The sequence below is a fragment of the Polaromonas eurypsychrophila genome (genome assembly GCF_014641715.1).
In the GTDB taxonomy this organism is placed as follows: Bacteria; Pseudomonadota; Gammaproteobacteria; order Burkholderiales; family Burkholderiaceae_C; genus Polaromonas; species Polaromonas eurypsychrophila.
The window spans coordinates 177,481-200,270 of sequence record NZ_BMIG01000002.1 but is presented as its reverse complement, the minus strand read 5'-3'; the positions used below and the strand labels follow the sequence as shown (position 1 = coordinate 200,270).

Here is a 22,790-nt window from a genome sequence, read left to right as displayed (position 1 = left end):
AGGGGCTAGAGCCAGATTTGGCTCAAAAAATCCGCTACATCTGCTCCCAGGGCAAACCTTCAAAACGCCAGCCGCTCAGGGTGGAGCGCTGGAACTGCTCATCGAGCTCGCCTTCAAAGCCATGCACCACGTTGATGACCTCGGCAAAACCGGCGGCTTCAAGCGCCTGGCCAGCGGCCAAGGTGCGCTGGCCGGAGCGGCAAATCAGCAACACCGGTTGCGCTTTGCTGCTGGCTTCACGCGCCACGGCATCGGCAAACTTCTTTCCATCCGGCGTCAGGTCGGGGTACTCGTACCAGGGCACGTTGACCACGCCCGGCGGCCGGCCGACATACAGCGACTCGATTTCCATGCGCACGTCGACAAACAGCGCGTCAGGGTGCTGCTGGAGGTAGTCCCAGGCTTCTTGGGGTTGTAGGTGTTTCATGGGGGTATCCGGCGGGAGCCTTATTGTCAGGCAAAGCGGCGCGGGAATTTTCCGCCGGGCCGCCCCAAGGAAAATTAGCCCCCTCGGGGGGCAGCGCATCACACGAAGTGAAAAGCGTGGGGGCGAAAAGTTTAAAATCGGTGCATGAAGCAAGCCATCTACACCCGCGGCGCGGCGCTCCCCGCCATCCTGGAAAAACGCATCGCCATTCTCGACGGCGCCATGGGCACCATGATCCAGCGCTTCAAGCTCAATGAAGCGCAGTACCGCGGCGAGCGTTTCAAGGACTTTCATAAAGACGTCAAGGGCAACAACGAGCTGCTGAGCCTGACCCGCCCCGACGTGATTCAGGACATCCACGAAGGCTATCTGGCGGCCGGCGCCGACATGATAGAGACCAACACCTTTGGTGCCACCACCGTGGCCCAGGCCGACTACGACATGGCCGAGCTGGCAGTCGAGATGAACTACGCGTCGGCCCGCATCGCGCGCGCCGCCTGCGACAAGTTCTCCACGCCCGAGAAGCCGCGTTTTGTCGTTGGCGCCCTCGGTCCCACGCCCAAAACCGCCAGCATCAGCCCCGACGTCAACGACCCTGGCGCGCGCAACACCAGTTTCGAGGAGCTGCGCCAGGCCTATTACGAGCAGACCGAGGCGCTGGTCAAGGGCGGCAGCGACGTGCTGCTGGTCGAAACCATTTTCGACACACTCAACGCCAAAGCCGCGCTGTTTGCGATTGACGAGTATTTCGACAACAGCGGCGAGCGTCTGCCGCTGATCATCAGCGGCACCGTGACCGACGCTTCAGGCCGCATCCTGAGCGGCCAGACTGTCACCGCTTTCTGGCACAGCATCCGCCACGCCCGGCCGCTGGCCGTCGGCCTGAACTGCGCACTCGGCGCCGCGTTGATGCGTCCCTACATCCAGGAGCTGGCGCGTGTGGCCGGCGACACCTTTATCAGCTGCTACCCCAACGCCGGATTGCCCAATCCGATGAGCGACACCGGTTTCGACGAGACCCCCGACGTGACCTCGCGCCTGCTGCGCGAGTTTGCAGCCGAAGGACTGGTCAATATTGTCGGTGGCTGCTGCGGCACGACGCCGGAGCACATCGGTGCGATTCATCAGGCGGTCGAGCCGCTGGCACCCCGGAGTATTCAGCGCGGCTTCTTTTACAAGGAAGCCGCCTGAGGCGCTCAGGCCTCCGGCGGTCATCCGGGACTTGATCCGGGATCCATGTTTGTTGGCTACTTCAGCTTGTTCTGGTTTGTGTTTGGCTGCAGGCCGGGGGTTGCCCGGCGGCAAGTAACTTTCTTTTGCTTCGCCAAAAGAAAGTCACCAAAGAAAAGGCGACCCGATGGTCCGGGTCCCCTTCGCTGCCGCTCAGGGGCAACCTGCGGTGCTCGCCGAAAACGGGGTCGAGCTCGAACTCGCTTCACTCAGACAATCGCTCGCCCTGATCCGTTTTCGGCTGTGCTCCTCGGCCCGGCCCGACGGGTGGGGGAGAAAACCCCAAATACCAGAGACAAAAATCCGGAGTCCTTGAAGCGCGAAGCGCTTCAAGGACGGGAATCCCAAGCGGCCGTCATGTTTGCACGCGAGCGCAGTACACGCGGCCAGATGAAGTCCCCCTCCATCGCCCAGCGGGGCGAGGGAGGGGCTAGGGGTGGGAGTGGGGAGTTAAAACTACTGTCCTGAACAGACCGCAGGCGCAGCGTGACGCCACAAAAAAATCAGCTCAGCACAACACTGCTCAAGCGCCGCCGGTAAGTCGCCACCACCGGATCATCCGGCGGAATCTGCCCGTCGGCGACCTTGACTTTGGGTGGCTCGATGATTTCAAGGATGGAGACAAAGGTCTTGCGTGCCAGTTCGTCGTTCCACGACTTGTCACGCATGAGAATTTCCAGCAATTCGTCCATCGCCGCTACCCAGCGCTGCTGACTCATGTGGAGTTGCGCCAGCGCGTAACGCGTCTCAAAATCCCGCTTGTTGGCCGTAAGTTTTGCATCGAATCCGGCCTGAGCCCCTGCCGGATCTGCATGAGCAGCTCCTGATTCGATAGCATCGAACCAGTGCTGCAGGGCCTCGAACTTGCGCACGAGGGCTACTTTGGGGTGGACCGGCGCAAACGCCGCTTTGGCGTGCGCGAGCTGGCCGTGCTGCAGCAGCATCCGCACATAGTCGAACAAGGCGCTGTCGTTGGACGGGTCGTTGGCGACTGCGGCCTTCAGTTTTTCCAGCACGGCGACGGGGCTGCTGTCTTCGGGTTCCGGCGCCTCCTCTTCTTCTTCCGGCGGCAACTCGTCGGCCGGCGGCAGGTGTTTATCGAGGAATTCCTTGACTTTGCCCTCGGGCAGTGCGCCCTGGAAACCATCAACCGGCTGGCCGTTGATCATCAATATGCAGGTCGGAATGCTTTTAATGCCAAAGGCAGCGCCCAGTTGCTGCTCCTGGTCGGAATCAATCTTGACCAGCTTGAATCGGCCGTTGTAGGCCACCTCAACCTTTTCCAGGATGGGGCCGAGCGACTTGCAGGGCCCGCACCAAGGCGCCCAGAAATCAATCAACACGGGTGTGGTCATGGAAGCCGCAATAACTTCCGCTTCAAAATTGGCAATGGTGACGTCGATCATGGTGCTGGGCAAATAAGGGTGGTCAGGGAGTTTTCAACAGGCGCGGTTGCGCAGGGACGATAGCACGTGGCGCAAGGCCCGGTGGCTGGGCGCACGCCCCAGACCGTAAAATCGGTGCTGGCATCGAACGATTGGCGGCCCAGCCGGCCCGGAAGGCAACACATGACAACAACACAAGATCAACAGGCGCCACTGATAGGCGTGCTGATGGGCTCCAGCAGCGACTGGGACACCATGCAGCATGCGGTGCAAATCCTCCAGCACTTCGGCGTGGCGCACGAGGCGCGTGTGGTGTCCGCGCACCGCATGCCCGACGAATTGTTCGCCTATGCCGAGCAGGCAGCCGGCCGCGGCCTCCAGGCCATCATCGCCGGTGCAGGCGGTGCGGCCCATCTGCCGGGCATGCTGGCTGCGAAGACCGCCGTGCCGGTGCTGGGCGTGCCAGTGGCCAGCAAACACCTGCAGGGCGTGGACTCGCTGCACAGCATCGTGCAGATGCCCAGAGGCATCCCGGTGGCGACTTTTGCCATCGGCAACGCCGGCGCGGCCAATGCGGCGCTGTTTGCCGTCGCCATGCTGGCAACCCACGACAAGGCGCTGGCAGGCAAGCTGCAGGCCTTCCGCGCCGAGCAGACCGCCGCCGCGCGGGCCATGACGTTGCCGCCCACATGAGTTTTACGCCGATCTTCCCGGGCTCCGTCGATGCAGCAGGCCGGCCCGCCACGCTGGGCGTGATGGGCGGCGGCCAGCTTGGCCGCATGTTTGTGCACGCGGCCCAGCGCCTGGGTTATTTCACCGCCGTGCTCGATCCCGATCCGGCCAGCCCGGCCGGCCGCGTCAGCCACCACCACATCGTTACCGGTTACAGCGACGCCGAAGGCCTCAAGCAACTGGCATCGTCGTGCGCGGCCATCACCACCGAATTTGAAAACGTCCCGGCCGATGCGTTGCAGGCGCTAGCGGCCTGCCGGCCGGTGACGCCGGGCGCGGGTGCGGTCGCGATCGCGCAAAACCGCATCGAGGAAAAAGCCCATTTCACGGCCAGCGCAGGCGTGGCGGGCGTGACCTGCGCGCCTTATGCCGTGATCGAAACGTCTGAACAACTTCAGTCCGTCGCCGCGGACCTGCTGCCCGGCATCCTCAAAACCGCCCGCATGGGTTACGACGGCAAAGGCCAGGCGCGTGTCAACAACGTCGCCGAGCTTGCCGCTGCGTGGAACGGATTTGAGCAGATGCCCTGCGTGCTCGAGAAGCTGCTGCCGCTGAAAGCCGAATGTTCAGTCATCGTCGCGCGCGGTTGGGACGGCGCCATCGTGGGCTTTGCCCCGCAGTACAACGTGCATGTGGAGGGCATCCTTGCCGTGACCACCGCTTATGAAGGAAATATGCCTCCAGCCCTTGCGCAACGGGCGCGAGTAGCTACGGAATCCATAGCAAATCACATCGGGTATGTCGGCGTCTTGTGCGTCGAGTTTTTTGTCATCGACGACGGCAGCGCCGACGGCGCGCTGGTGGTCAATGAAATGGCGCCGCGTCCACACAATAGCGGTCATTACACGATGGACGCCTGCGATGTCTCGCAGTTCGACCTGCAGGTGCACGCTATGGCCGGTTTGCCGCTGCCGCAGCCGCGTCAGCACTCGCCGGCGATCATGCTCAACCTGCTGGGCGATATCTGGTGCGATGCTGCGGGCCAGCCGCGTGCGCCCGACTGGCAGACGGTGCTGGCCCTGCCGGGCACCCACCTGCACCTGTATGGCAAGCTCGAGGCGCGGGTCGGCCGCAAGATGGGCCACCTCACCCTTACCGGCGCGGACATCACCGGCGTCAAGTCGATGGCGCGTCAAGCTGCAAAAATCTTGTCGCTGCCCGGACTGGACGCGCTGGAATGATCCTCGACGGCAAGGACCCGGCGGCCATCGCCGAGGCGGCCCGGGTGATCCGTGCCGGCGGCCTGGTCGGCTTTGCCACGGAAACGGTATACGGCCTGGGCGCCGACGCCTCCAGCAGCGCCGCAGTGGCGGGCATCTTCGCCGCCAAGGGCCGGCCGAGCGACCACCCGCTGATCGTTCACGTGGCCATCCCGGCGCAGGTGGCCGATTACGCCTTTAATATCCCGCCGTTTGCCGAACGCCTGATGGCCGCCCTCTGGCCCGGCCCACTCACCGTGATCCTGAAGCGCCAGCCCGGCATCGCTGCGGCAGCCGCCGGCGGCCAGGATTCCATCGGCCTGCGCTGCCCGGCCCATCCGGTCGCGCAGGCGCTGCTCAAGGCCTGTGCCACCGGTGTGGCCGCGCCTAGCGCCAACCGCTTCGGCCGAGTCAGCCCGACCACCGCACGCCATGTCGCTGAAGAATTTGGTGACGATTTGCTGGTGCTTGACGGCGGGCCCTGCGAGGTCGGCATCGAGTCCAGCATCGTCGACTGCACGCGCGGGCGGCCGGTGTTGTTGCGCCCCGGCGTGTTCACGCGCGCGCAGCTTGAAGCCGCCTGCGGCGAGCCGGTGCTGAGCAACGAGGAATTTCTGGGCGACGCCGCCCCGCGCGCCTCCGGCACGCTCGAATCGCACTACGCACCCACCGCCAGGGTGCGCCTGATGGACGCCGCGGCCATCCAGGCGGCGCTGGACCTGCTGGGCACCGACGCCGCGCATATCGCGGTGTATGCCCGCTCCGTCGTGCGCATCACCTCGGAAAAAGTGATTTACCGCCGCATGCCCGACGACGCACTCGCCACGGCGCAGCAACTGTTCGCCGTGCTGCGCGGCTTCGATGCGCAGGGTGTCAAGTTGATCTGGATCGAACACCCGCCTGCAGGCGCCGGGTGGGACGGTGTGCGGGACCGGCTGGGTCGGGCGGCTGCGGATTGACGCGCTGAGCCGCCACAGTGCATAGTGGGCTGGCTCCGCGATAAAGCATTCCTCCCTGAAAGCAGACATGACTTCTCCTTTTGAAGCCGGTACCACCCCAGCCATCACCGCACTGCTGCAGCAATTGCGTGAAGGCCGGGAACCTGACGCGGCAGCGCAGGAGATCTTGCGCATCACTGCCGCGCTGCAAGCGCAGTTGCGCCAGCGCGATGCAGATGTGGCGGCCGCGATCAAGGAGCTGGAGTCTTTTTCTTATTCGGTTTCGCACGACCTGCGTGCGCCGCTGAGCACCATCGACGGTTTCAGCCGGCTGCTTGAGGGCTCCTCGGCCAAAGGCGATGTCGAGCGCAGCAAACATTATCTGCAACGGCTCCGGCTGGGTGTGGCCAATATCAACGAGCTGATCGGTGCGCTGCTGGTGGTGTCGCGCCTGCTGCGCGCGCCGATGGCCGTGCAGGCGGTGGATCTTGGCGCGCTCGCGCAGGGCGCCTTTGCGGCGTTGCAGGTGGCTGAGCCCGCGCGTGTGGCGCAGATCGAGGTTCAAACGGGCCTGGTCGCCCAGGGCGACCAGGCGCTGCTCAAGCAATTGGTCGATCACCTGGCCGGCAACGCCTGGAAGTTCAGCGCCAAAAAGGACAAGACCGTCATTACCGTCGGTAGTCAGGCCGGAGCGGATGGCGAGACGGTGTACTTTGTCAGCGACCAGGGTGCGGGCTTCGACATGGCCCATGCCGAAAAGCTGTTCGGCATTTTCCAGCGTATGCATGTCTCGTCGGACTTCACCGGCCTCGGCACGGGTCTGGCGACGGTGCAGCGCATTGTTGCGCGGCATGGCGGAAAAATCTGGGCCGAGGCTGCGGTGGAAGAGGGTGCGACGATCTACTTCACGCTGCCTGGGGTTTGATCGCCGGCATTGCGCTGCGTGCCCGGCCCGCTTCGGGCTGTAGTTTCAACTCCCCACTCCCACTCCCACCCCTAGCCCCTCCCTCGCCCCGCTGGGCGATGGAGGGGGACTTTATGTGGCCGCGTGTGCTGCGCTCGCGTGCAAACATGACGGTCTGTTGGGATTCTCGTGCAGGAAGCGCTTCGCGCTTCCTGCACTCCGGACTTTCCCCGCATTGGTTTTGAGCCCCCACCCGTCGGGCTGGGCCGAGGAGCGCAGGTCAAAGCGGAGGGACCCAGACCATCGGGTCGTCTTTATTTTGGGTACTTTTCTTTGGCGAAGCAAAGAAAAGTGCCTCGCCCGCCGGGGCGAGACCCGGCTTGCTGGAAGCACTTCAACAGCCCGCGCTGGCCAATAGGCCAAGCCGCGCGGGCGCGCGCGCCCTACTTCAACCAGCCCCGCTTCCTGAAATACCACATCGGCACCACCGCGCTGGCCGCCATCAGTAGCAGGGCATACGGATAACCGAGTGTCCACTCCAGCTCGGGCATGAGTTTGAAGTTCATGCCGTAGACGCTGGCGATCAGTGTCGGCGGCAGCAGGGCTACGCTGGCCACCGAGAAGATCTTGATGATCTTGTTCTGGTTGATATTGATGAAACCAACCGTGGCGTCCATCAAAAAGTTGATCTTGTCGAACAGGAAGGCGGTGTGGGAGTCCAGTGAGTCGATGTCGCGCAGGATCTGGCGCGCTTCCTCGAACTGCTCGGCGTTGAGCATCTTGCTGCGCATCATGAAGCTGACGGCGCGGCGCGTGTCCATCACGTTGCGGCGGATCCGGCCATTCAAATCCTCGTGGCGCGCGATGGCGCCCAGCACCTCGCCGGCCAAAGCATCGGTCACGTCGCCCGACAGCACCTTGGTGCTGACTTTCTCCAGCTCGACGTAGATGTTCTCCAGTGTGTCGGCCGAATATTCGGCATCGGCGTCAAACAGCTTGAGCAGCACTTCCTTGGCGTCTTCAATCAGCCCCGGCGCGCGGCGGGCGCGCATGCGCAACAGGCGGAACACCGGCACATCCTCGTCGTGGATGGAAAACAGCACGCCCTTGCTTTTCAGGTCGTCATTGACCAGGTTCAGGATGAAGGCGACCCGCACCGTGCGCGGCTCATCGTCGTCGGCGATCAGGAAGTCTGAGCGGATGTGCAACTCGCCGTTGTCTTCCTCGTAAAAACGCGCGGACTCTTCGATGTCCTCGTCCATCGCGTCTTCCGGAATCGACAGGCCGTAGTACTGCTTGATCCAGCGTTTTTCTTCAAGCGTGGGGGATTCGAGGTCGACCCAGATCGGCTGGAACTTGGACAGCTCCTCCAGAGATTCGATTTCTTCCTGGAACAGGCGCCCGTTGGCGAGCGTGAAAATATTGAGCATGACTGGCTCCCAATGGGTTCAGGGGGCCGGCGCCGGCCAGGGAGCGGCTCGGTATCGGCGGGGTTGTGGATGGCGGCATCGCTTTCAACCCCGTGATGACATGCGTCAGTCTGCGGCGTTGAAAGCTAGCAACTGGGGCTGCTTTCCAAGGGTGTCTCCGGTCATCAGGAAGCCTTGATTATGGCACTTTGGGTAGCATCTCTCCACTTGGCGCCGACCCGAAAAATGCCATCAATTCATCCTTGCGCGCATGGGCGTCCCGTTCTCCCAAGGCCATCAGCGCCTTGATGAAACCGGGCTCGAACTGCAGGTAGCTGGCCAGTGCCGCCCCGCTCGGGCTGCCTCGCGCACCCAGCGCGCCCAGGCCCGCCAGGGCGTTGTAGGTCGCGGCAGGCAATTCGCCTGCATGCGCCTGGGCCAGTGCGTCGAGAGACTGCGATGGCGCGATCGCCAGCACGTCAACCGACCGGTAGGGCATGACCGCGGCGACTTCGCATGGCATCTGGCGCAGTGTGTCCACCAGCGGTGTGTCGTTCAGGAAAGCCTGCTGCTTGCGCACCTGCCGGGACAAAAACAAGGCCGCGGCAATGCGGCTGGAGCGGATCCAGCCGGGCACGTTGAGCTGGTACACCTGCGCGGAGCGCAGCGTGGCCCAGAAACCGGCCAGTTGCTTGAACGCCGCGAGGCCTTCGCTGGCCCGGCTGGCCAGGTAGCAGGCATTGAGCGCGCCGGCCGAGGTGCCGACCAGGATTTTGAATGGGAAACGCGGCTCTTTCTCGGCCTCGCGATGTGGGCCCACGATGCGGGCCACCGCCTGCAGCACGCCAGCCTGGTAAGCGGTGCGGGCGCCACCGCCCATCAGCACCAGCGCGGTGAGGTTTTCGTCAGGCCGTGTCAGGCCGTAGGAAATAATCGTTTCAAGCGACATGGCGCCTGACCGGCCAGTCCGCTAAACCGCCTGGGGGCAAGCATGGGGACGGGCAAAAGCGGGCCAGAAAGGTGTTAATGCGCAGCACTCCGGGACAGAGGTGGAGAAAGTGACCTTGATATTAGGGCCACATCCTGGGTCTCTGCCATTCGGGGTCGGCCCAATCCTGAGCAAATCGCGGGGCCTTGCGCGATGGATCTGCCGATCTTGACTGACTACTCTCGCATCTTGCCGATGGCCAGAAGCACAGAAAACATCAAAAAATTCATACGAATCAACAGCAGATCGCCGGGTTGACAAGGTGGCCTGCGGCGCGTGCGTGATGCCCGTGAGACTTGTTTCATTTTTCTTGCGCCGCAGGATTGCGTTTGCCCGGCTTCAGGCGCATAGTGAAACCAAGAGAGTTGTCCGTTCGCCGCCTTGCCGCTTGTGCCGGGCGGTGTTTTTAAACCCCCTTCCAGCCATGGAAAAGGAGTCTCTTTATGAATTTGACGATCAGCGGCCACCATCTTGAAGTTACCCCCGCACTGCGCGGATATGTGACCAGCAAGCTGGATCGGATAACCCGGCATTTTGATCAGGTTGTCGACGTAAAAGTTTTGTTGACGATTGATAACATGAAGGAAAAAGAACGGCGCCAAAGGGCAGAGTGCAATGTGCATGTCAAAGGGCGTGACCTGTTTGCCGAGAGTTCACATGCTGATTTGTATGCTGCGGTCGATGAGCTGACCGACAAGCTGGACCGCCAGGTCGGGCGTTACAAGACCAAAACCCAGGATCACCACCACGTTGCCGCCAAGCGCCAAGCCTGACGAGTGCGCAGCCGCTGCGGCGTTGTGCTCCAAAGTGGTACGGAAAAGCCGTCTGTGCAGTCAGGCGGCTTTTTTATGCGCTGGATGGTATCGATGCTTATGAAAGTGCATAATTCGGCGACTAAAAGATCGTTATGAACCGTCTTTCGCAAATTCTGCCTTCCGCCCAAGTACTGGTGAGTGTTGAAGCCACCAGCAAAAAACGCGCTTTTGAAGAAGCTGGCTTGCTGTTCGAAAACCAGCAGGGTTTGAACCGCGCCCTGATCACAGACAGCCTGTTCGCGCGTGAGCGCCTCGGCTCAACCGGCCTGGGCCACGGCGTGGCGATTCCGCACGGCCGCATCAAGGGCCTGAAGGCGCCTATGGCGGCCGTGTTCCAGTTGCACGCGCCGATTGGGTTCGATGCACCCGATGAGCAGGCGGTGGGACTGCTGATTTTTCTGCTGGTGCCTGAGGCGGCGACCCAGAAACATCTGGAAATCCTGTCCGAAATCGCCGAATTGCTCAGCGACAGTTCCCTGCGCGAGCAGCTCAAGGCCAGTACCGACGCGGCAGCCCTGCACCAGCTGATCGCCTCCTGGCAGTCGAGCCACGCTGTCAGCCCCTGACATGCGTCGTGACCTGACACAGGTGTTCCTGAAAACGCAGGCATGAAGCCTACCGTCGTCAGCGCCGATGTCCTGTTCGAGGACCACCGCGCCGCGCTGAAGTGGGAGTGGGTGGCCGGCCTGGGCGCCTCCGAACGGCGCTTTGATGAGGTGGCGGTGCGTGCCGCCCGTTCCGGCGCCGACCTGGTCGGCTACCTCAATTACATCCATCCTTACCGGGTGCAACTGCTTGGCGAGCGCGAAATCGCTTATCTCAGCAACGGCAGCCCTGAAGATTGCGCCCGCCGCATTTCCCGCATTGTCACGCTGGAGCCCCCGGTGCTGATCATCGCCGACGGCCAAGTCGCGCCCGACACCCTGTTGTCGATGTGCGAGCGCGCGCAGATTCCGATGTTTGCGACCCAGGAATCGGCGGCATTTGTGATCGACGTGCTGCGTGCCTACCTGTCCAAACATTTTGCCGACCGCACTTCCATGCACGGCGTGTTCATGGACATCCTCGGCGTCGGCCTGATGATCACCGGCGAGTCCGGACTCGGCAAAAGCGAGCTCGGCCTGGAGCTGATCTCGCGTGGCCATGGTCTGGTGGCCGATGACGCGGTGGATTTGTACCGCATCAACCAGACCACGATCGAGGGGCGCTGCCCGGAGCTGCTGCAAAACCTGCTGGAAGTGCGCGGCATCGGCCTGCTCGACATCAAGGCGATATTTGGCGAGACCGCTGTTCGCCGCAAGATGCGGCTCAAGCTGATCGTGCACCTGGTCCGGCGCGAGACGCTGGAGCGCGAGTACGAACGGATCCCCTATGAGCCGCTGACGCAGGACGTGCTCGGTATTCCGGTACGCAAGGTGGTGATTCAGGTGGTGGCGGGTCGCAACATTGCGGTGCTGGTCGAGGCTGCCGTGCGCAACGTCATCCTGCAATTGCGCGGCATCGACACCTACCAGGAGTTTGTCGAGCGACACCGCCAGGCGATGGAGCGCGGTGGCTGACCTGGCCCCCACGCTCGCTCACTGCGTGTAGCTGCGCTGCCCGCCAGGGCACCCGGCCGCTACGTTTGGATTCGTCAATGCTATGTTATTAATAGCTATTAATGCACGTCGGTAAAGGGCAGGAGCCTCTTTTGACTTGATTTTTCGGCAAACCTACCTACCGGGCCTGGCTCAGTTGTGGTGCGCGTGGCGCGGCGTGAGCGGGCGGTTTGGGCACTTGTCCTTGGTGCAGTTGGCGTACATGGACAGCGAGTGGTCGGCAATGGTGAATCCCTTGGCCTTGGCGACAGAATGCTGTCGCTTTTCGATTTCGGCGTCGTAGAACTCTTCGACCTTGCCGCAATCCAGGCACACCAAATGGTCGTGGTGCTGGCCTTCGTTGATTTCATAGACAGCTTTGCCGGACTCGAAGTTGCTGCGGTTGAGCAGACCCGCCTGCTCGAATTGCGTGAGCACCCGGTACACCGTGGCCAGTCCGATATCGGAGCGGTCTTCCAGCAGCACCCTGAAAACATCTTCCGCCGTCATGTGTCGCTGCTTGCCCGCCTGAAAAATCTCCAGGATCTTCAGGCGCGGTAGCGTGGCTTTCAGGCCGGTGTTTTTGAGTTCGTCGATATTGCTCATGGCGGTATCCCGGAGAAAAGTGGGCAAAAACGGGCAAAAGCGGGTGAAGTCAGAAAGGCAGGGCGCTGGCCCGGCGGGCTGACGGGCACCCATGAGGGTGCGAACACCCTGCCGCTACAATGATCAATCATATCGCTACACCCAAGCCCATGTCTGCAAAAAATCGTCACGGCATCCAAACCGCCCTTACCATTCTGGCTTGCAGTGTGCTGGCCGCTTGCGGCAGCATCAAGGGCATGACCAGCGGGCTCAGCGACAGCAAGATCAACCCCGTCAACTGGATCACGCCCTACAAGATAGAGATCGTCCAGGGCAATTTTGTGTCTAAGGAGCAGGTCGAGCTGCTCAAGCCGGGCATGCTCCGGGCGCAGGTGCGGGAGGTGCTGGGTACGCCCTTGCTGACCAGCGTGTTCCATGAGGATCGCTGGGACTATGTATTTACCCTGAAGCGCCAGGACGTCGAGCCGCAGGCGCTCAAGCTCACGGTGTTTTTCAAGAACGACGTGTTGGAGCGCTTCGAGGGCGATGCCATGCCGAGCGAGTCCGAATTTGTCTCCAGACTTGACTCCCGCCGCAAATTTGGCAAGGTGCCTGTGCTGGAACTGACCGACGAGCAACTCAAAGCCGCTGAAAAAAAACCAGCTGGCGCAAATGTTGCGCCAGCAACGCCGCCGGCACCCATGGCGCCCCCGACCGCCAGTTACCCGCCGCTGGAAAGCCCGACGCGGTGAGTCCGGCCGGCAGCGCCCCCCCTCACCACATTGCGGTCGCCGGCGCCGGTGGTCGCATGGGCCAGATGCTGGTCGAAGCCGTGCGTGCCAGCGGTGACTGCCAGTTGACCGGCGCCCTCGACGTGACTGCCAGCCCCGGCCTGGGCAAGGATGCAGCAGCTTTTCTGGGCCATACCAGTGGCGTGGCTATCACCGCCGACCTCGCCGCCGGCCTGGCCGGCGCGCAAGTGCTGATCGACTTCACCCGGCCCGAAGGCACGATGGCGCACCTGGCTGCGTGCCGTGAACTCGGCGTCAAGCTGGTCATCGGCACCACCGGCTTTTCCGAGGCGCAAAAGGCCGAGATTGCAGCTGCCGCCAAAGACATTGCCATCGTCATGGCGCCCAACATGAGTGTCGGCGTCAACGTCACGCTCAAGCTGCTTGAGATGGCCGCAAAAGCCCTGAACACCGGTTACGACATCGAGATCATCGAGGCGCACCACCGCCACAAGGTCGATGCACCGTCGGGCACCGCGCTCAAGATGGGTGAGGTGATTGCCGGCGCCCTGGGCCGCGACCTCAAGGATTGCGCGGTGTATGCCCGAGAAGGCGTGACCGGCGAGCGCGACCCTTCGTCCATCGGTTTTGCCACCATCCGCGGCGGCGACATTGTCGGCGACCACACCGTGCTGTTTGCCGGCACCGGTGAACGCATCGAAATTACTCACAAATCTTCCAGCCGGGTCACCTATGCCCAGGGCAGCCTGCGGGCCGCGCGTTTTCTCGCGGGCCAGCGCGCGGGTTTGTTCGACATGTTCGACGTACTGAACCTCAAGTGAGGAGCTCATGAGCGTCGCGCCCAATGCACAAGAATCGACAAGTGCGGTGATGCTCTCTCTACCAGCCGGGGCCGCGGAACCGGCTTTGCCGGGCCGCAGGCGCTGCGCCCCTCTTTCCCGTTCAAGGGGCAGCGAGCCGCCGAAGGCTAGCGAAGCGACGAGCGTGGGGGCCTCATGTTCTCGCTGATCACCCAGGGCGACGCCGTGACCGGACTGGTGGCAGCGCTGCTGCTGCTCATGTCCGTGGCCAGCTGGGTGGCCATCGTCTGGAAAGCCTGGCTGCTCAGACGGGCCAGCAGCGATGTGGCTCGCAGCACGGCGGTGTTCTGGCAGTCTTCTGCGCTGGCCGATGCGCAGCAGAAAGTTGCCGCTTTCGACCGCGAAGCGCTGGTACTGCCCCTGATCGCCGCCGTCGGGCTGCAGGCTCCCGGCACGCTGGCCTCGGCCGGCGACCGGTCCCAACAATTGACCCGTGTGCTTCGCGATGCCTTGCACGCGGTGCTGCATCGGCTGCAGTATGGGCAGGTGCTGCTGGCCACCGTCGGTTCCACCGCGCCTTTTGTGGGCTTGTTGGGCACGGTCTGGGGTATTTACCATGCGCTGGTGGGCATTGCCGCCGCCGGCCAGATCACCATCGACAAGGTATCCGGCCCGGTCGGCGAGGCCCTGATCATGACCGCCGCTGGCCTGGCGGTGGCCATCCCGGCCGTGCTGGCCTACAACATTTTCGGGCGCAACATCAGCCGCATGGAAGCGGCCCTTGAAGGTTTTGCCTACGATTTGCGGGAGCTGTTGGTTGCGACCGGTGAGGTGGGGCATCAATTTTCCGACGGGCCGGCCTTGGGGAAATTAGCCCCTCTTTCAAGTGAAAGGGGCAGCGCACCGCCGGAGGCTCGCGAAGCGACAAGCGTGGGGGGCCGGCTAACATGAGTTTCGGCCGGCTCGAACGCACGCCGGGCGCCCAGCCCTTCAGCGAAATCAACGTCACCCCGCTGGTCGATGTGATGCTGGTGCTGGTGGTGATCTTCATCATCACCGCGCCGCTGCTGGCCAGTTCGATCCGACTGGAACTGCCCAGAAGCGACGCTGCGCAACCCAATGAGGTGCCGCAGTTTGTGACCTTGGTCGTTGATAAGCGCGGCCAGGCCTTTCTCAATGACCAGCCCGTGTCTGCCGACCAGTTGGCACAAAGTCTCAGGCAAAGCGCCGCCCGCAACCCGGACATCGAAGTACAGCTAAGCGCCGACCAGGCCGTGCCTTATGGCCGCATCGTTGAAGTCATGGGTATCGCGCAAAAAGCCGGGCTGAACCGCATCGGCTTCGTGGCTGATGCTGCTGCCGAACCCGCCCCTGCAGCCCGGCCCTGAAGGCTTGCTTCGGCCCCGCCCGGCCAGCGCCTAAAATCCCTGCAATCGGTAGCCATGGGCTGCCCCCTTCTATTTCTCTATTCCTTTTTTCCGCGCGCTATGCAAGACAAATACGACCACCTCAATGTTGAGCGCAGTGCGCAGGCCCAATGGACTGCGTCTGGCGCCTACCGCGTCACAGAAGACAGCAGCAAGAAGAAGTACTACGCCTGCTCGATGCTGCCTTACCCTAGTGGCAAACTGCACATGGGCCATGTGCGCAACTACACCATCAACGACATGCTCACGCGTTATTTGCGCATGAAGGGCTACAACGTGCTCATGCCCATGGGCTGGGACGCCTTTGGCCTGCCCGCCGAAAACGCCGCCATGAAAAACGGCGTGCCACCGGCGAAGTGGACCTACGACAACATCGCTTACATGAAAAAACAGATGCAGGCGATGGGCCTGGCAATCGACTGGAGCCGCGAGCTTGCCACCTGCGACCCGTCGTATTACAAGTGGAACCAGTGGCTGTTTCTCAAGATGCTGGAAAAAGGCATTGCCTACCGCAAGACCCAGGTGGTGAACTGGGACCCGGTGGACCAGACCGTGCTGGCGAACGAGCAGGTGATCGATGGCAAGGGCTGGCGCACTGGCGCCGTGGTTGAAAAGCGCGAGATCCCCGGCTACTACCTGAAGATCACTGACTATGCCGAAGAGCTGCTCGACAGCGTCAGCAACAAGTTGCCGGGCTGGCCCGAGCGGGTCAAGCTGATGCAGGAAAACTGGATTGGCAAAAGTGAAGGCGTGCGTTTCGCGTTCACGCATGACATCAAGGACGCTTTCGGCGCGCTGATCGGCGACGGCAAGATGTATGTCTTCACTACGCGTGCCGACACCATCATGGGGGTGACCTTCTGCGCCGTGGCGCCCGAACACCCGCTGGCCATCCATGCCGCTGCATCGAATCCGAAACTCGCGGCTTTTATCGAAGACTGCAAGTCCGGTGGCACGACCGAAGCCGAGCTCGCGACGCAGGAGAAAAAGGGCCAGCGCACTGGCTTGTTTGTCACGCATCCACTGACCGCTGAGTTGGTTGAAGTCTGGGTTGGCAACTATGTGCTCATGAGTTACGGCGACGGCGCGGTGATGGGCGTGCCTGCGCACGATGAACGTGACTTCGAGTTTGCCCAAAAATACCGCCTGCCCATCAAGCAGGTCACCGATGTGCCCGGCAAGACTTACAGTACCGGCGCATGGGCCGACTGGTACGGTGACAAGCAGCAGGGCGTCGCGGTCAACTCGGGCAAGTACGATGGCCTCGGCTTCAAGGCTGCGGTCGATGCGGTGGCCGTAGACCTGGTCGCCAAGGGTTTAGGGGAGAAAAAAACCACCTGGCGCCTTCGCGACTGGGGCGTGAGCCGCCAGCGCTACTGGGGCACGCCGATTCCCATCATCCACTGCGATGAGCATGGCGCCGTGCCAGTGCCGGAAAAAGATTTGCCGGTCATCCTGCCGCAGGACTGCGTGCCTGACGGCTCGGGCAACCCGTTGGCCAAGCATGAAGGTTTTCACGCCGGTGTGGTTTGCCCTGTGTGCGGCAAAGCGGCGCGCCGCGAAACCGACACCATGGACACCTTTGTCGATTCGTCGTGGTACTTCATGCGTTATTGCGATCCGAAGAACGACGAAAAGATGGTCGCCGGGGGTGCTGACTACTGGATGCCGATGGACCAGTACATCGGCGGCATCGAACACGCCATCCTGCACCTGCTGTACGCGCGCTTCTGGACCAAGGTCATGCGCGACCTGGACCTCGTCAAGATCGACGAGCCTTTTACCAAGCTGCTGACGCAGGGCATGGTGCTCAATCACATCTATTCGCGCAAGGGCGCTAAGGGCGGTGTCGAGTATTTCTGGCCGGCCGATGTGGACGATGTGCACGACGAACATGGCAAGGTCACCGGCGCCAAGCTGCGCAAGGATGGTTCGATGGTGAGCTACGAAGGCGTGGGCACCATGAGCAAAAGCAAGAACAACGGCGTCGATCCGCAGGATCTGATCGAAAAGTACGGCGCCGACACCGCGCGCCTGTACACCATGTTCACATCGCCGCCAGAAGCCACGCTGGAGTGGAATGACGCGGGGGTGGAGGGCTCCTACCGCTTCCTGCGCCGCGTCTGGAATTTCGGGGTCAAGCTGAACGCTATGAATTCAGGAGCTGTTGACGCCCGCCCGATTAGGACTGGAGCCGTATTTGACAAGGAAGCGCAGGCGCTGCGTCGCGAGATCCACACAGTGCTCAAGCAGATTGATTACGACTACCAGCGCATGCAATACAACACGGTGGTGTCGGGCGGCATGAAGTTGCTGAACGCACTCGAAGACTTCAAAGGCCAGCCTTCCAGTGGCTCGGCGTTCGCGTTGCGCGAAGGCATGGGAATTTTGCTGCGCTGCTTGTACCCGGCGACTCCCCATGTGGCGAATGCTTTGTGGGCAGAGCTCGGGTTTGCGAAGGACCATGGCGATCTGCTTGACGCACCCTGGCCCGAAGTGGATGCCTTGGCATTGGTGCAGGACGAGATCGAGCTGGTGCTGCAGATCAACGGCAAGCTGCGCGGATCGGTCACCGTGCCCACTGGCGCGGACAAGTCTGCGATTGAGGCGGCGGCGCTGGCGTCGGACGCTTTTGTCAAACTGGCTGCCGGCGCGCTCGCAAAAAAGGTTATCGTGGTGCCAGGTCGTCTGGTCAACATCGTCATCTGAAGGAAAGCACCATGCATCGTCGCGTTTTTCTGCTTGCCGCCATGGCAGTTGCCGGGCTCAGCGCCTGCGGTTTTGCGCTGCGCCAGGCGCCTAACTATGCCTTCAAGACCCTGTTCAACACAGCGGCGGAAGGCTCGACGCTGGGTACAGAGTTCAACCGCAACCTGGAGGCGGGCGGCACGGTGAAGGTGATCCGCGACCCCCGCTTGATAGATCAGGCCGATGTGATCTTTGATGTGCTGGTGGACCAGCGCGAGAAAACCGTGGTCGGTGTCAATGCTTCCGGGCAGGTGCGCGAGTTCCAGTTGCGCACCCGGTTTAATTTCCAGCTGCGCACGCTGGCGGGCAAGCGCCTGATTCCGCCGACGGAGATCCTGATCCAGCGCGACATCAGTTTTAATGAATCGGCGGTGCTGGCGAAAGAGACCGAAGAGCAATTGCTCTACCGCGACATGCAAAGCGACATCGTCCAGCAGGTGCTGCGTCGTCTCGCGGCGCTGAAAGAGCTGTGAGCATGGCTGCGCCACTCGTCGTCTGAACTTCCAAACATGCAGCTCGCGCCTACTCAGCTCCAGCAGCATTTGCAGCGCGGGCTGAAGCCGCTCTACACCCTGCATGGCGACGAGCCCTTGCTGGTGCAGGAGTTTGCCGATGCCTTGCGCGCGGCTGCACGCGAGCAGGGCTACACCGAACGCACGGTGCACACCGTCGCCGGGGCACATTTTGACTGGAGCGAGGTGCTGGCCAGCGGCGGATCGCTGAGCCTGTTCGCCGATAAGCAGATCATCGAAATTCGCATCCCCAGCGGCAAGCCGGGCAAGGACGGCTCAGCCGCGCTGCAGCAGATTGCCGAGCGCGCTGGCAAGGAGGGAGGCGACGACAGCACGCTAACCCTGGTGCTGCTGCCCAGGCTGGACAGCATGACGACCAAGGGCGCATGGTTCGGTGCGTTGGAAAGTTTCGGCACCACCGTCAAATTCGACCCCATCGACAGGCGTAGCCTGCCGGCCTGGATTGCCCAGCGCCTGCAGCAACAAGGCCAGCGCGTGGCGACGGGTGAAGAAGGCCAGCGCACGCTGCAATTTTTTGCCGACCGTGTTGAAGGCAACCTGTTGGCCGCGCACCAGGAGATCCAGAAGCTGGGCCTGCTTCATCCGCCCGGCGCTGACGAGACCTCGGCCGTGCTCAGCTTCGACCAGGTCGAAAACGCGGTGCTCAATGTGGCGCGTTACGACGTCTTCAAGTTGTCCGAAGCGGTTCTGGGCGGGCAGGCGGTTCGTGTGCAGCGCATGCTGGACGGTCTGCAGTCCGAAGGCGAGTCCGAGGTGCTGGTGCACTGGGCGCTGGCCGAAGACATCCGCAGCCTGAAGCGTGTCAAAGATGCTATTCAAGCCGGCCGGCCCATGCCGATGGCGCTGCGCGAAAACCGCGTCTGGGGCATCAAGGAAAAACTGTTCGAACGCGTGTTGCCCCAAATCAGCGACACCAGCCTGGCCAATTTACTGAACGCCGCGCACAAGGTGGACGGCATCGTCAAGGGCCTCAAGCAACCCGACTGGCCCGCAAGCGGCTGGCAGTCACTGCACCGGCTGGCGGGGATGGTTTGCAAGGAATGCGCCGGACCTTCGCGCTTGTCCAAGGGCACGACGGGAGCTCGCGCCACCGTAACTGGCTACACCGGGTAGAGAATGCCAACACAATGATTTTGATAGCGCATTGTCCCCGTTTTTGTTACCCCAGAGCCGTTTTTTATCGCTGAAACCAGGCGCAACAGTTTGTCAATGAGCCTCACAGGACCCCCATGAGTCAGCTACTGATCAACGACTACCTCAAGCAGCTTGACATCATTCGTCGCGTCAGCGGCAGCGCGACCCGACTATTCGCGAGAAATTCGACACCTACCGCTTTGCCGATTACAAAGACAAGGTGATAGACCTGTTGAGGCGCGTGACGACCGTGAGTGTGGAAACCATGAAGATAGTGGATGCCATGAAAGCCGCAAGTCTGGCCCGGAACGGCGACAAATGAGGGTGACCCATCGGTGGTGGATGCCGGGCCAAGTGCGGGATAACACGGGAGATGTTGAGCGCCCGATGGTCACACGTTCGCAGTCAAAATTGGCTTCTTCCCCGGTACTACTTGCGCGGACAGCTATCAAAAGAGTAGCAAGCAAGAGCTGATTGTGCAGTCGTCCTTGACCGATCTGTCTTTGCGCCTGGCCCTGCAACTCAGCCCGCGCGGGCACCTGTTGGCGCTGCCTCAGGCCGATGCAACTTTGCTGGCCGAAAAAACAAGCACTGAATTGGCGCAGGCCTTTGGGCGCGGTGCCGGACACGGGTTGCTGCAGCTAGGGTCAAACTGTGTTGACCACGTGTTGCCGCCGGTGTGGGGCTGGTGGCGTGATTTTGCGGCCAGTTATGTGACGGCGCTTTGCGCCCTACCCGAAGTTGCAGGCGCTGCAAAGCCTTTCACGGTGGCCCTGCCCACAGCTGAACGTCTGGAGGCCAGGGTTGCCGACGCACCGCCCATGCAGGGTGCCGAATACCTCACGGCTCAGGTGCTTGCTGCGCTTTGGCAGGATATGGATACCGCCCTGGCGGTTGAACTGGCTGCGTCTGCATTGCCGCTGCAGGATTTTTTAAAAACCCGTCACCCGATCTGGAACATGGTGGGCCGGGTGCATTTCAATCTGGCTGAAAACCGCAAAGACCCGGACTACCCGTTTGCTTTTCTGGCGACCTACACCGCAGGCTTGTCTGCCGCAGGCAAGGCGCAGCACCAGCCGCTGTCACGCGCGTTGGCCGAGTTTGCTGGCGCCGGGCAGCAGGCGCAGTTGCTGTCTTTGCTGCTGCCAGTGCAGCGCGCCGCAACGCATTGCGCGTGGCTCGATGAGATGGTGAAAGAAGGCGGCATCTACCACCCGCTGCGCTGGAGCCCCGAGCAGGCGTATGCTTTTTTGCGTGATGTGGGCCAGCTCGAAGCCGCCGGTATCGTGGTGCGGACGCCTGGCGTATGGAAGGCGGGCAGGCCCAGCCGCCCCAGCGCCAAAGGCAGCGTGGGCGCGCGCCCGCCATCATTGCTGGGAGCTGGTGCGTTGCTGGACTTCAGCATGGAGGTGTCGCTCGATGGTGAAACCTTGAGCGCCGCCGACATCACGGCGCTGCTCAAGGGAGGTGATGGTTTGCAACTGCTGCGTGGCCGTTGGGTGGAAGTGAGCAAAAAGTCGCTGGAGCGGCTGCTGCAGCGTTTTGAGGCGATTGAAAAAGCTGCAGCCAACGGTCTGCCCTTTGCCGAAGCCTTGCGGCTGGTAGCGGGCGCATCGCTGGACGGCATTGGCCCGGCTGATGAATCTGACGATGCCGACTGGTCAGAGCTGGTCGCTGGCCCCTGGCTGGCCCAGACGCTGCAAGGCCTGCGCCAGCCCGCGGGCCTGGCCTGCGTCAGCCCCGGCGCAGCGCTGAAAGCCACGCTGCGCCCGTACCAGGAAGCCGGCGTGCGCTGGTTGTATCTGCTGACTCGGCTGGGCCTGGGTGCCTGCCTGGCTGACGACATGGGGCTGGGTAAAACGATTCAGGTTTTGTCTTTGCTGCTGGTGCTTCAAGAAGAGTCAGCAGCGGCCAAAAACACACATCAGCCCAGCCTGCTGGTGGTGCCGGCCTCACTGCTGGCCAACTGGGCGGCAGAAGCCGCGCGTTTTGCACCCAGCCTGCGCCTGCTGGTAGCGCACCCTTCGGCCATGCCGATGGCTGATTTGAAAGTGCTCGATGCCAGCCAGTTGGCCACGCATGATCTGGTTGTGACCAGTTATGGCAGCCTGGCGCGCCTGCCTGAACTGCAAGCCGTGCAGTGGCGGCTGGTGGTGGTCGATGAGGCGCAGGCCATCAAAAACCCCGGTGCCCAGCAAACCCGGCAGGTCAAAAAATTGCTGGCTGGCTCGCGCATTGCACTGACCGGCACACCGGTAGAAAACCGTTTGTCTGACTTGTGGTCGATTTTTGACTTTACCCACCCCGGTTTGCTGGGCAGCAGCAAGGCGTTTACCCAGTTCACCAAACGGCTGGCGCAGGCAGAACACTTTGGCCCGCTGCGCAGCCTGGTGCAGCCTTACATCTTGCGCCGCATGAAAACCGACAAGCGTGTGATTGCCGACCTGCCCGACAAAACCGAACTCAAAGCCTTTTGCCACCTGAGCCCGGCGCAGGCCGCCTTGTACCAGCGCGCTGTCAAGGAACTGGCTGCCGCGCTAGAAGACACCGGCGGCATGCAGCGCAAAGGTCTGGTGTTGTCTTACCTGATGCGCTTCAAACAGATTTGCAACCACCCGTCGCAGTGGCTGGGTGACGGTGCCTGGGCCGAAGCTGACAGCGGCAAATTTGCCCGCCTGCGCGAGCTGGTGGAAGTGATTGCCGCGAAGCAGGAAAAAGTGCTGGTATTTACCCAGTTCCGTGAAACCGCCGAACCATTGGCCGCCTTTCTGGGCAGTATTTTTGGTCGCGAAGGCCTGGTGTTGCATGGCGGTACACCGGTGGCCAAACGGCAGGCGCTGGTCAAACGTTTTCAGGACGATGAGCTCACGCCGTTTTTTGTGCTGTCCATCAAGGCCGGCGGTGCCGGGCTGAACCTGACGGCGGCGTCGCATGTCATTCACTTTGACCGCTGGTGGAACCCGGCGGTTGAAAACCAGGCGACCGACCGCGCCTTTCGCATCGGACAAAAACACAATGTGCTGGTACACAAGTTTGTCTGCCAGGGCACAGTGGAAGACCGCATCGACCAGTTGATTGAAAGCAAAAAGCAGCTGGTGCAAGATGTGCTTGAAGGCGGTGCGGAGCTGCAATTGACTGAATTGAGCGATGCCGAACTGCTCAACCTTGTCAGGCTGGACATCCACACGGCACAGGACAACTGATAAC

21 protein-coding genes are annotated in these 22,790 nt (G+C 62.1%); 16 read left to right on the top strand and 5 right to left on the bottom strand.

Going from position 1 to position 22,790, the window contains the following annotated elements; genetic code table 11:
* Nucleotides 1-34: 34 nt before the first annotated feature.
* Nucleotides 35-427 carry a rhodanese-like domain-containing protein gene (locus IEX16_RS03385; protein WP_188706615.1) on the bottom strand — a complete coding sequence of 131 codons (393 nt, stop codon included), beginning with the start codon at nt 425-427 and terminating at the stop codon, nt 35-37.
* 144 nt (nt 428-571) lie between these two features.
* Between IEX16_RS03385 and IEX16_RS03380 the strand changes: the two genes are divergently transcribed.
* Nucleotides 572-1,618, top strand: a complete 1,047-nt coding sequence (locus tag IEX16_RS03380) for a homocysteine S-methyltransferase family protein (RefSeq protein ID WP_188706613.1) — start codon at nt 572-574, stop codon at nt 1,616-1,618.
* Between the two features lie 542 nt (nt 1,619-2,160).
* Here the strand turns inward: IEX16_RS03380 and trxA are convergent.
* Nucleotides 2,161-3,063, bottom strand: coding sequence for a thioredoxin (gene trxA, locus IEX16_RS03375; protein WP_188706611.1), 903 nt, complete (start codon nt 3,061-3,063; stop codon nt 2,161-2,163).
* A gap of 162 nt (nt 3,064-3,225) precedes the next feature.
* Between trxA and purE the strand changes: the two genes are divergently transcribed.
* The 4 genes from purE to IEX16_RS03355 all read left to right on the top strand — a co-directional run bounded on the left by purE (nt 3,226) and on the right by IEX16_RS03355 (nt 6,836).
* A complete protein-coding gene (purE, locus tag IEX16_RS03370; RefSeq protein WP_188706610.1) occupies nt 3,226-3,735 on the top strand; it encodes a 5-(carboxyamino)imidazole ribonucleotide mutase in 510 nt (169 codons plus the stop codon).
* Entirely contained in the window at nt 3,732-4,955 is a 1,224-nt protein-coding gene (locus tag IEX16_RS03365; protein WP_188706608.1) for a 5-(carboxyamino)imidazole ribonucleotide synthase, read from the top strand. Before purE ends, IEX16_RS03365 begins: the two co-directional genes overlap by 4 nt.
* Nucleotides 4,952-5,932 carry an L-threonylcarbamoyladenylate synthase gene (locus IEX16_RS03360; protein ID WP_188706605.1) on the top strand — a complete coding sequence of 327 codons (981 nt, stop codon included), beginning with the start codon at nt 4,952-4,954 and terminating at the stop codon, nt 5,930-5,932. The genes IEX16_RS03365 and IEX16_RS03360 overlap by 4 nt, the downstream gene beginning before the upstream one ends.
* A 67-nt stretch (nt 5,933-5,999) precedes the next feature.
* Entirely contained in the window at nt 6,000-6,836 is an 837-nt protein-coding gene (locus IEX16_RS03355) for a sensor histidine kinase (protein WP_188706603.1), read from the top strand.
* 422 nt (nt 6,837-7,258) lie between these two features.
* Here IEX16_RS03355 and corA read toward each other — a convergent pair whose 3' ends face one another.
* Together corA and IEX16_RS03345 are read right to left on the bottom strand one after the other, a co-directional pair.
* A complete protein-coding gene (gene corA / locus IEX16_RS03350) occupies nt 7,259-8,245 on the bottom strand; it encodes a magnesium/cobalt transporter CorA (RefSeq protein WP_188706601.1) in 987 nt (328 codons plus the stop codon).
* A 178-nt stretch (nt 8,246-8,423) separates the two neighbouring features.
* A complete protein-coding gene (locus tag IEX16_RS03345) occupies nt 8,424-9,173 on the bottom strand; it encodes a patatin-like phospholipase family protein (RefSeq protein WP_188706599.1) in 750 nt (249 codons plus the stop codon).
* A gap of 539 nt (nt 9,174-9,712) precedes the next feature.
* Here IEX16_RS03345 and hpf point away from each other — a divergent pair.
* The 3 genes from hpf (at nt 9,713) to hprK (ending at nt 11,586) form a co-directional block, all read left to right on the top strand.
* Entirely contained in the window at nt 9,713-9,985 is a 273-nt protein-coding gene (gene hpf, locus IEX16_RS03340) for a ribosome hibernation-promoting factor, HPF/YfiA family (RefSeq protein WP_229676182.1), read from the top strand.
* Between the two features lie 134 nt (nt 9,986-10,119).
* Nucleotides 10,120-10,593, top strand: a complete 474-nt coding sequence (ptsN, locus tag IEX16_RS03335; protein ID WP_188706595.1) for a PTS IIA-like nitrogen regulatory protein PtsN — start codon at nt 10,120-10,122, stop codon at nt 10,591-10,593.
* Between the two features lie 42 nt (nt 10,594-10,635).
* Nucleotides 10,636-11,586, top strand: a complete 951-nt coding sequence (hprK, locus tag IEX16_RS03330) for an HPr(Ser) kinase/phosphatase (RefSeq protein ID WP_188706593.1) — start codon at nt 10,636-10,638, stop codon at nt 11,584-11,586.
* Nucleotides 11,587-11,757: 171 nt separating this feature from the next.
* Here hprK and fur read toward each other — a convergent pair whose 3' ends face one another.
* Complete coding sequence (gene fur / locus IEX16_RS03325; protein ID WP_188706591.1) at nt 11,758-12,210, bottom strand: ferric iron uptake transcriptional regulator; 453 nt, start codon at nt 12,208-12,210, stop codon at nt 11,758-11,760.
* Between the two features lie 149 nt (nt 12,211-12,359).
* Between fur and IEX16_RS03320 the strand changes: the two genes are divergently transcribed.
* The 8 genes from IEX16_RS03320 to IEX16_RS03285 all read left to right on the top strand — a co-directional run bounded on the left by IEX16_RS03320 (nt 12,360) and on the right by IEX16_RS03285 (nt 22,786).
* Nucleotides 12,360-12,941 carry an outer membrane protein assembly factor BamE gene (locus tag IEX16_RS03320; protein ID WP_188706590.1) on the top strand — a complete coding sequence of 194 codons (582 nt, stop codon included), beginning with the start codon at nt 12,360-12,362 and terminating at the stop codon, nt 12,939-12,941.
* On the top strand, nt 12,938-13,762 hold the full coding sequence (gene dapB, locus IEX16_RS03315) for a 4-hydroxy-tetrahydrodipicolinate reductase (RefSeq protein WP_188706588.1): 825 nt from the start codon (nt 12,938-12,940) through the stop codon (nt 13,760-13,762). Before IEX16_RS03320 ends, dapB begins: the two co-directional genes overlap by 4 nt.
* Nucleotides 13,763-13,936: 174 nt before the next feature.
* Entirely contained in the window at nt 13,937-14,692 is a 756-nt protein-coding gene (locus IEX16_RS03310; RefSeq protein ID WP_188706586.1) for a MotA/TolQ/ExbB proton channel family protein, read from the top strand.
* Nucleotides 14,689-15,129: an ExbD/TolR family protein gene (locus tag IEX16_RS03305; protein WP_188706584.1), complete on the top strand. Its 441-nt coding sequence runs from the start codon at nt 14,689-14,691 to the stop codon at nt 15,127-15,129. The genes IEX16_RS03310 and IEX16_RS03305 overlap by 4 nt, the downstream gene beginning before the upstream one ends.
* Nucleotides 15,130-15,228: 99 nt before the next feature.
* A complete protein-coding gene (gene leuS / locus IEX16_RS03300; protein ID WP_188706582.1) occupies nt 15,229-17,877 on the top strand; it encodes a leucine--tRNA ligase in 2,649 nt (882 codons plus the stop codon).
* 11 nt (nt 17,878-17,888) lie between these two features.
* Nucleotides 17,889-18,389, top strand: a complete 501-nt coding sequence (locus tag IEX16_RS03295; RefSeq protein WP_188706580.1) for an LPS-assembly lipoprotein LptE — start codon at nt 17,889-17,891, stop codon at nt 18,387-18,389.
* A gap of 36 nt (nt 18,390-18,425) precedes the next feature.
* Nucleotides 18,426-19,562, top strand: coding sequence for a DNA polymerase III subunit delta (gene holA, locus IEX16_RS03290; protein WP_188706578.1), 1,137 nt, complete (start codon nt 18,426-18,428; stop codon nt 19,560-19,562).
* 1,208 nt (nt 19,563-20,770) lie between these two features.
* Nucleotides 20,771-22,786, top strand: coding sequence for a DEAD/DEAH box helicase (locus tag IEX16_RS03285; protein ID WP_373288275.1), 2,016 nt, complete (start codon nt 20,771-20,773; stop codon nt 22,784-22,786).
* Nucleotides 22,787-22,790 lie beyond the last annotated feature (4 nt).

Excerpts from the sequence above, each read along its gene's own strand:
- IEX16_RS03385 (WP_188706615.1), bottom strand. The coding sequence starts at position 427 with ATGAAACACCTACAACCCCAAGAAGCCTGGGACTACCTCCAGCAGCAC.
- IEX16_RS03380 (WP_188706613.1), top strand. The coding sequence starts at position 572 with ATGAAGCAAGCCATCTACACCCGCGGCGCGGCGCTCCCCGCCATCCTG.
- trxA (WP_188706611.1), bottom strand. The coding sequence starts at position 3,063 with ATGATCGACGTCACCATTGCCAATTTTGAAGCGGAAGTTATTGCGGCT.
- purE (WP_188706610.1), top strand. The coding sequence starts at position 3,226 with ATGACAACAACACAAGATCAACAGGCGCCACTGATAGGCGTGCTGATG.
- IEX16_RS03365 (WP_188706608.1), top strand. The coding sequence starts at position 3,732 with ATGAGTTTTACGCCGATCTTCCCGGGCTCCGTCGATGCAGCAGGCCGG.
- IEX16_RS03360 (WP_188706605.1), top strand. The coding sequence starts at position 4,952 with ATGATCCTCGACGGCAAGGACCCGGCGGCCATCGCCGAGGCGGCCCGG.
- IEX16_RS03355 (WP_188706603.1), top strand. The coding sequence starts at position 6,000 with ATGACTTCTCCTTTTGAAGCCGGTACCACCCCAGCCATCACCGCACTG.
- corA (WP_188706601.1), bottom strand. The coding sequence starts at position 8,245 with ATGCTCAATATTTTCACGCTCGCCAACGGGCGCCTGTTCCAGGAAGAA.
- IEX16_RS03345 (WP_188706599.1), bottom strand. The coding sequence starts at position 9,173 with ATGTCGCTTGAAACGATTATTTCCTACGGCCTGACACGGCCTGACGAA.
- ptsN (WP_188706595.1), top strand. The coding sequence starts at position 10,120 with ATGAACCGTCTTTCGCAAATTCTGCCTTCCGCCCAAGTACTGGTGAGT.
- hprK (WP_188706593.1), top strand. The coding sequence starts at position 10,636 with ATGAAGCCTACCGTCGTCAGCGCCGATGTCCTGTTCGAGGACCACCGC.
- fur (WP_188706591.1), bottom strand. The coding sequence starts at position 12,210 with ATGAGCAATATCGACGAACTCAAAAACACCGGCCTGAAAGCCACGCTA.
- IEX16_RS03320 (WP_188706590.1), top strand. The coding sequence starts at position 12,360 with ATGTCTGCAAAAAATCGTCACGGCATCCAAACCGCCCTTACCATTCTG.
- IEX16_RS03310 (WP_188706586.1), top strand. The coding sequence starts at position 13,937 with ATGTTCTCGCTGATCACCCAGGGCGACGCCGTGACCGGACTGGTGGCA.
- IEX16_RS03305 (WP_188706584.1), top strand. The coding sequence starts at position 14,689 with ATGAGTTTCGGCCGGCTCGAACGCACGCCGGGCGCCCAGCCCTTCAGC.
- leuS (WP_188706582.1), top strand. The coding sequence starts at position 15,229 with ATGCAAGACAAATACGACCACCTCAATGTTGAGCGCAGTGCGCAGGCC.
- IEX16_RS03295 (WP_188706580.1), top strand. The coding sequence starts at position 17,889 with ATGCATCGTCGCGTTTTTCTGCTTGCCGCCATGGCAGTTGCCGGGCTC.
- holA (WP_188706578.1), top strand. The coding sequence starts at position 18,426 with ATGCAGCTCGCGCCTACTCAGCTCCAGCAGCATTTGCAGCGCGGGCTG.
- IEX16_RS03285 (WP_373288275.1), top strand. The coding sequence starts at position 20,771 with ATGGTGAAAGAAGGCGGCATCTACCACCCGCTGCGCTGGAGCCCCGAG.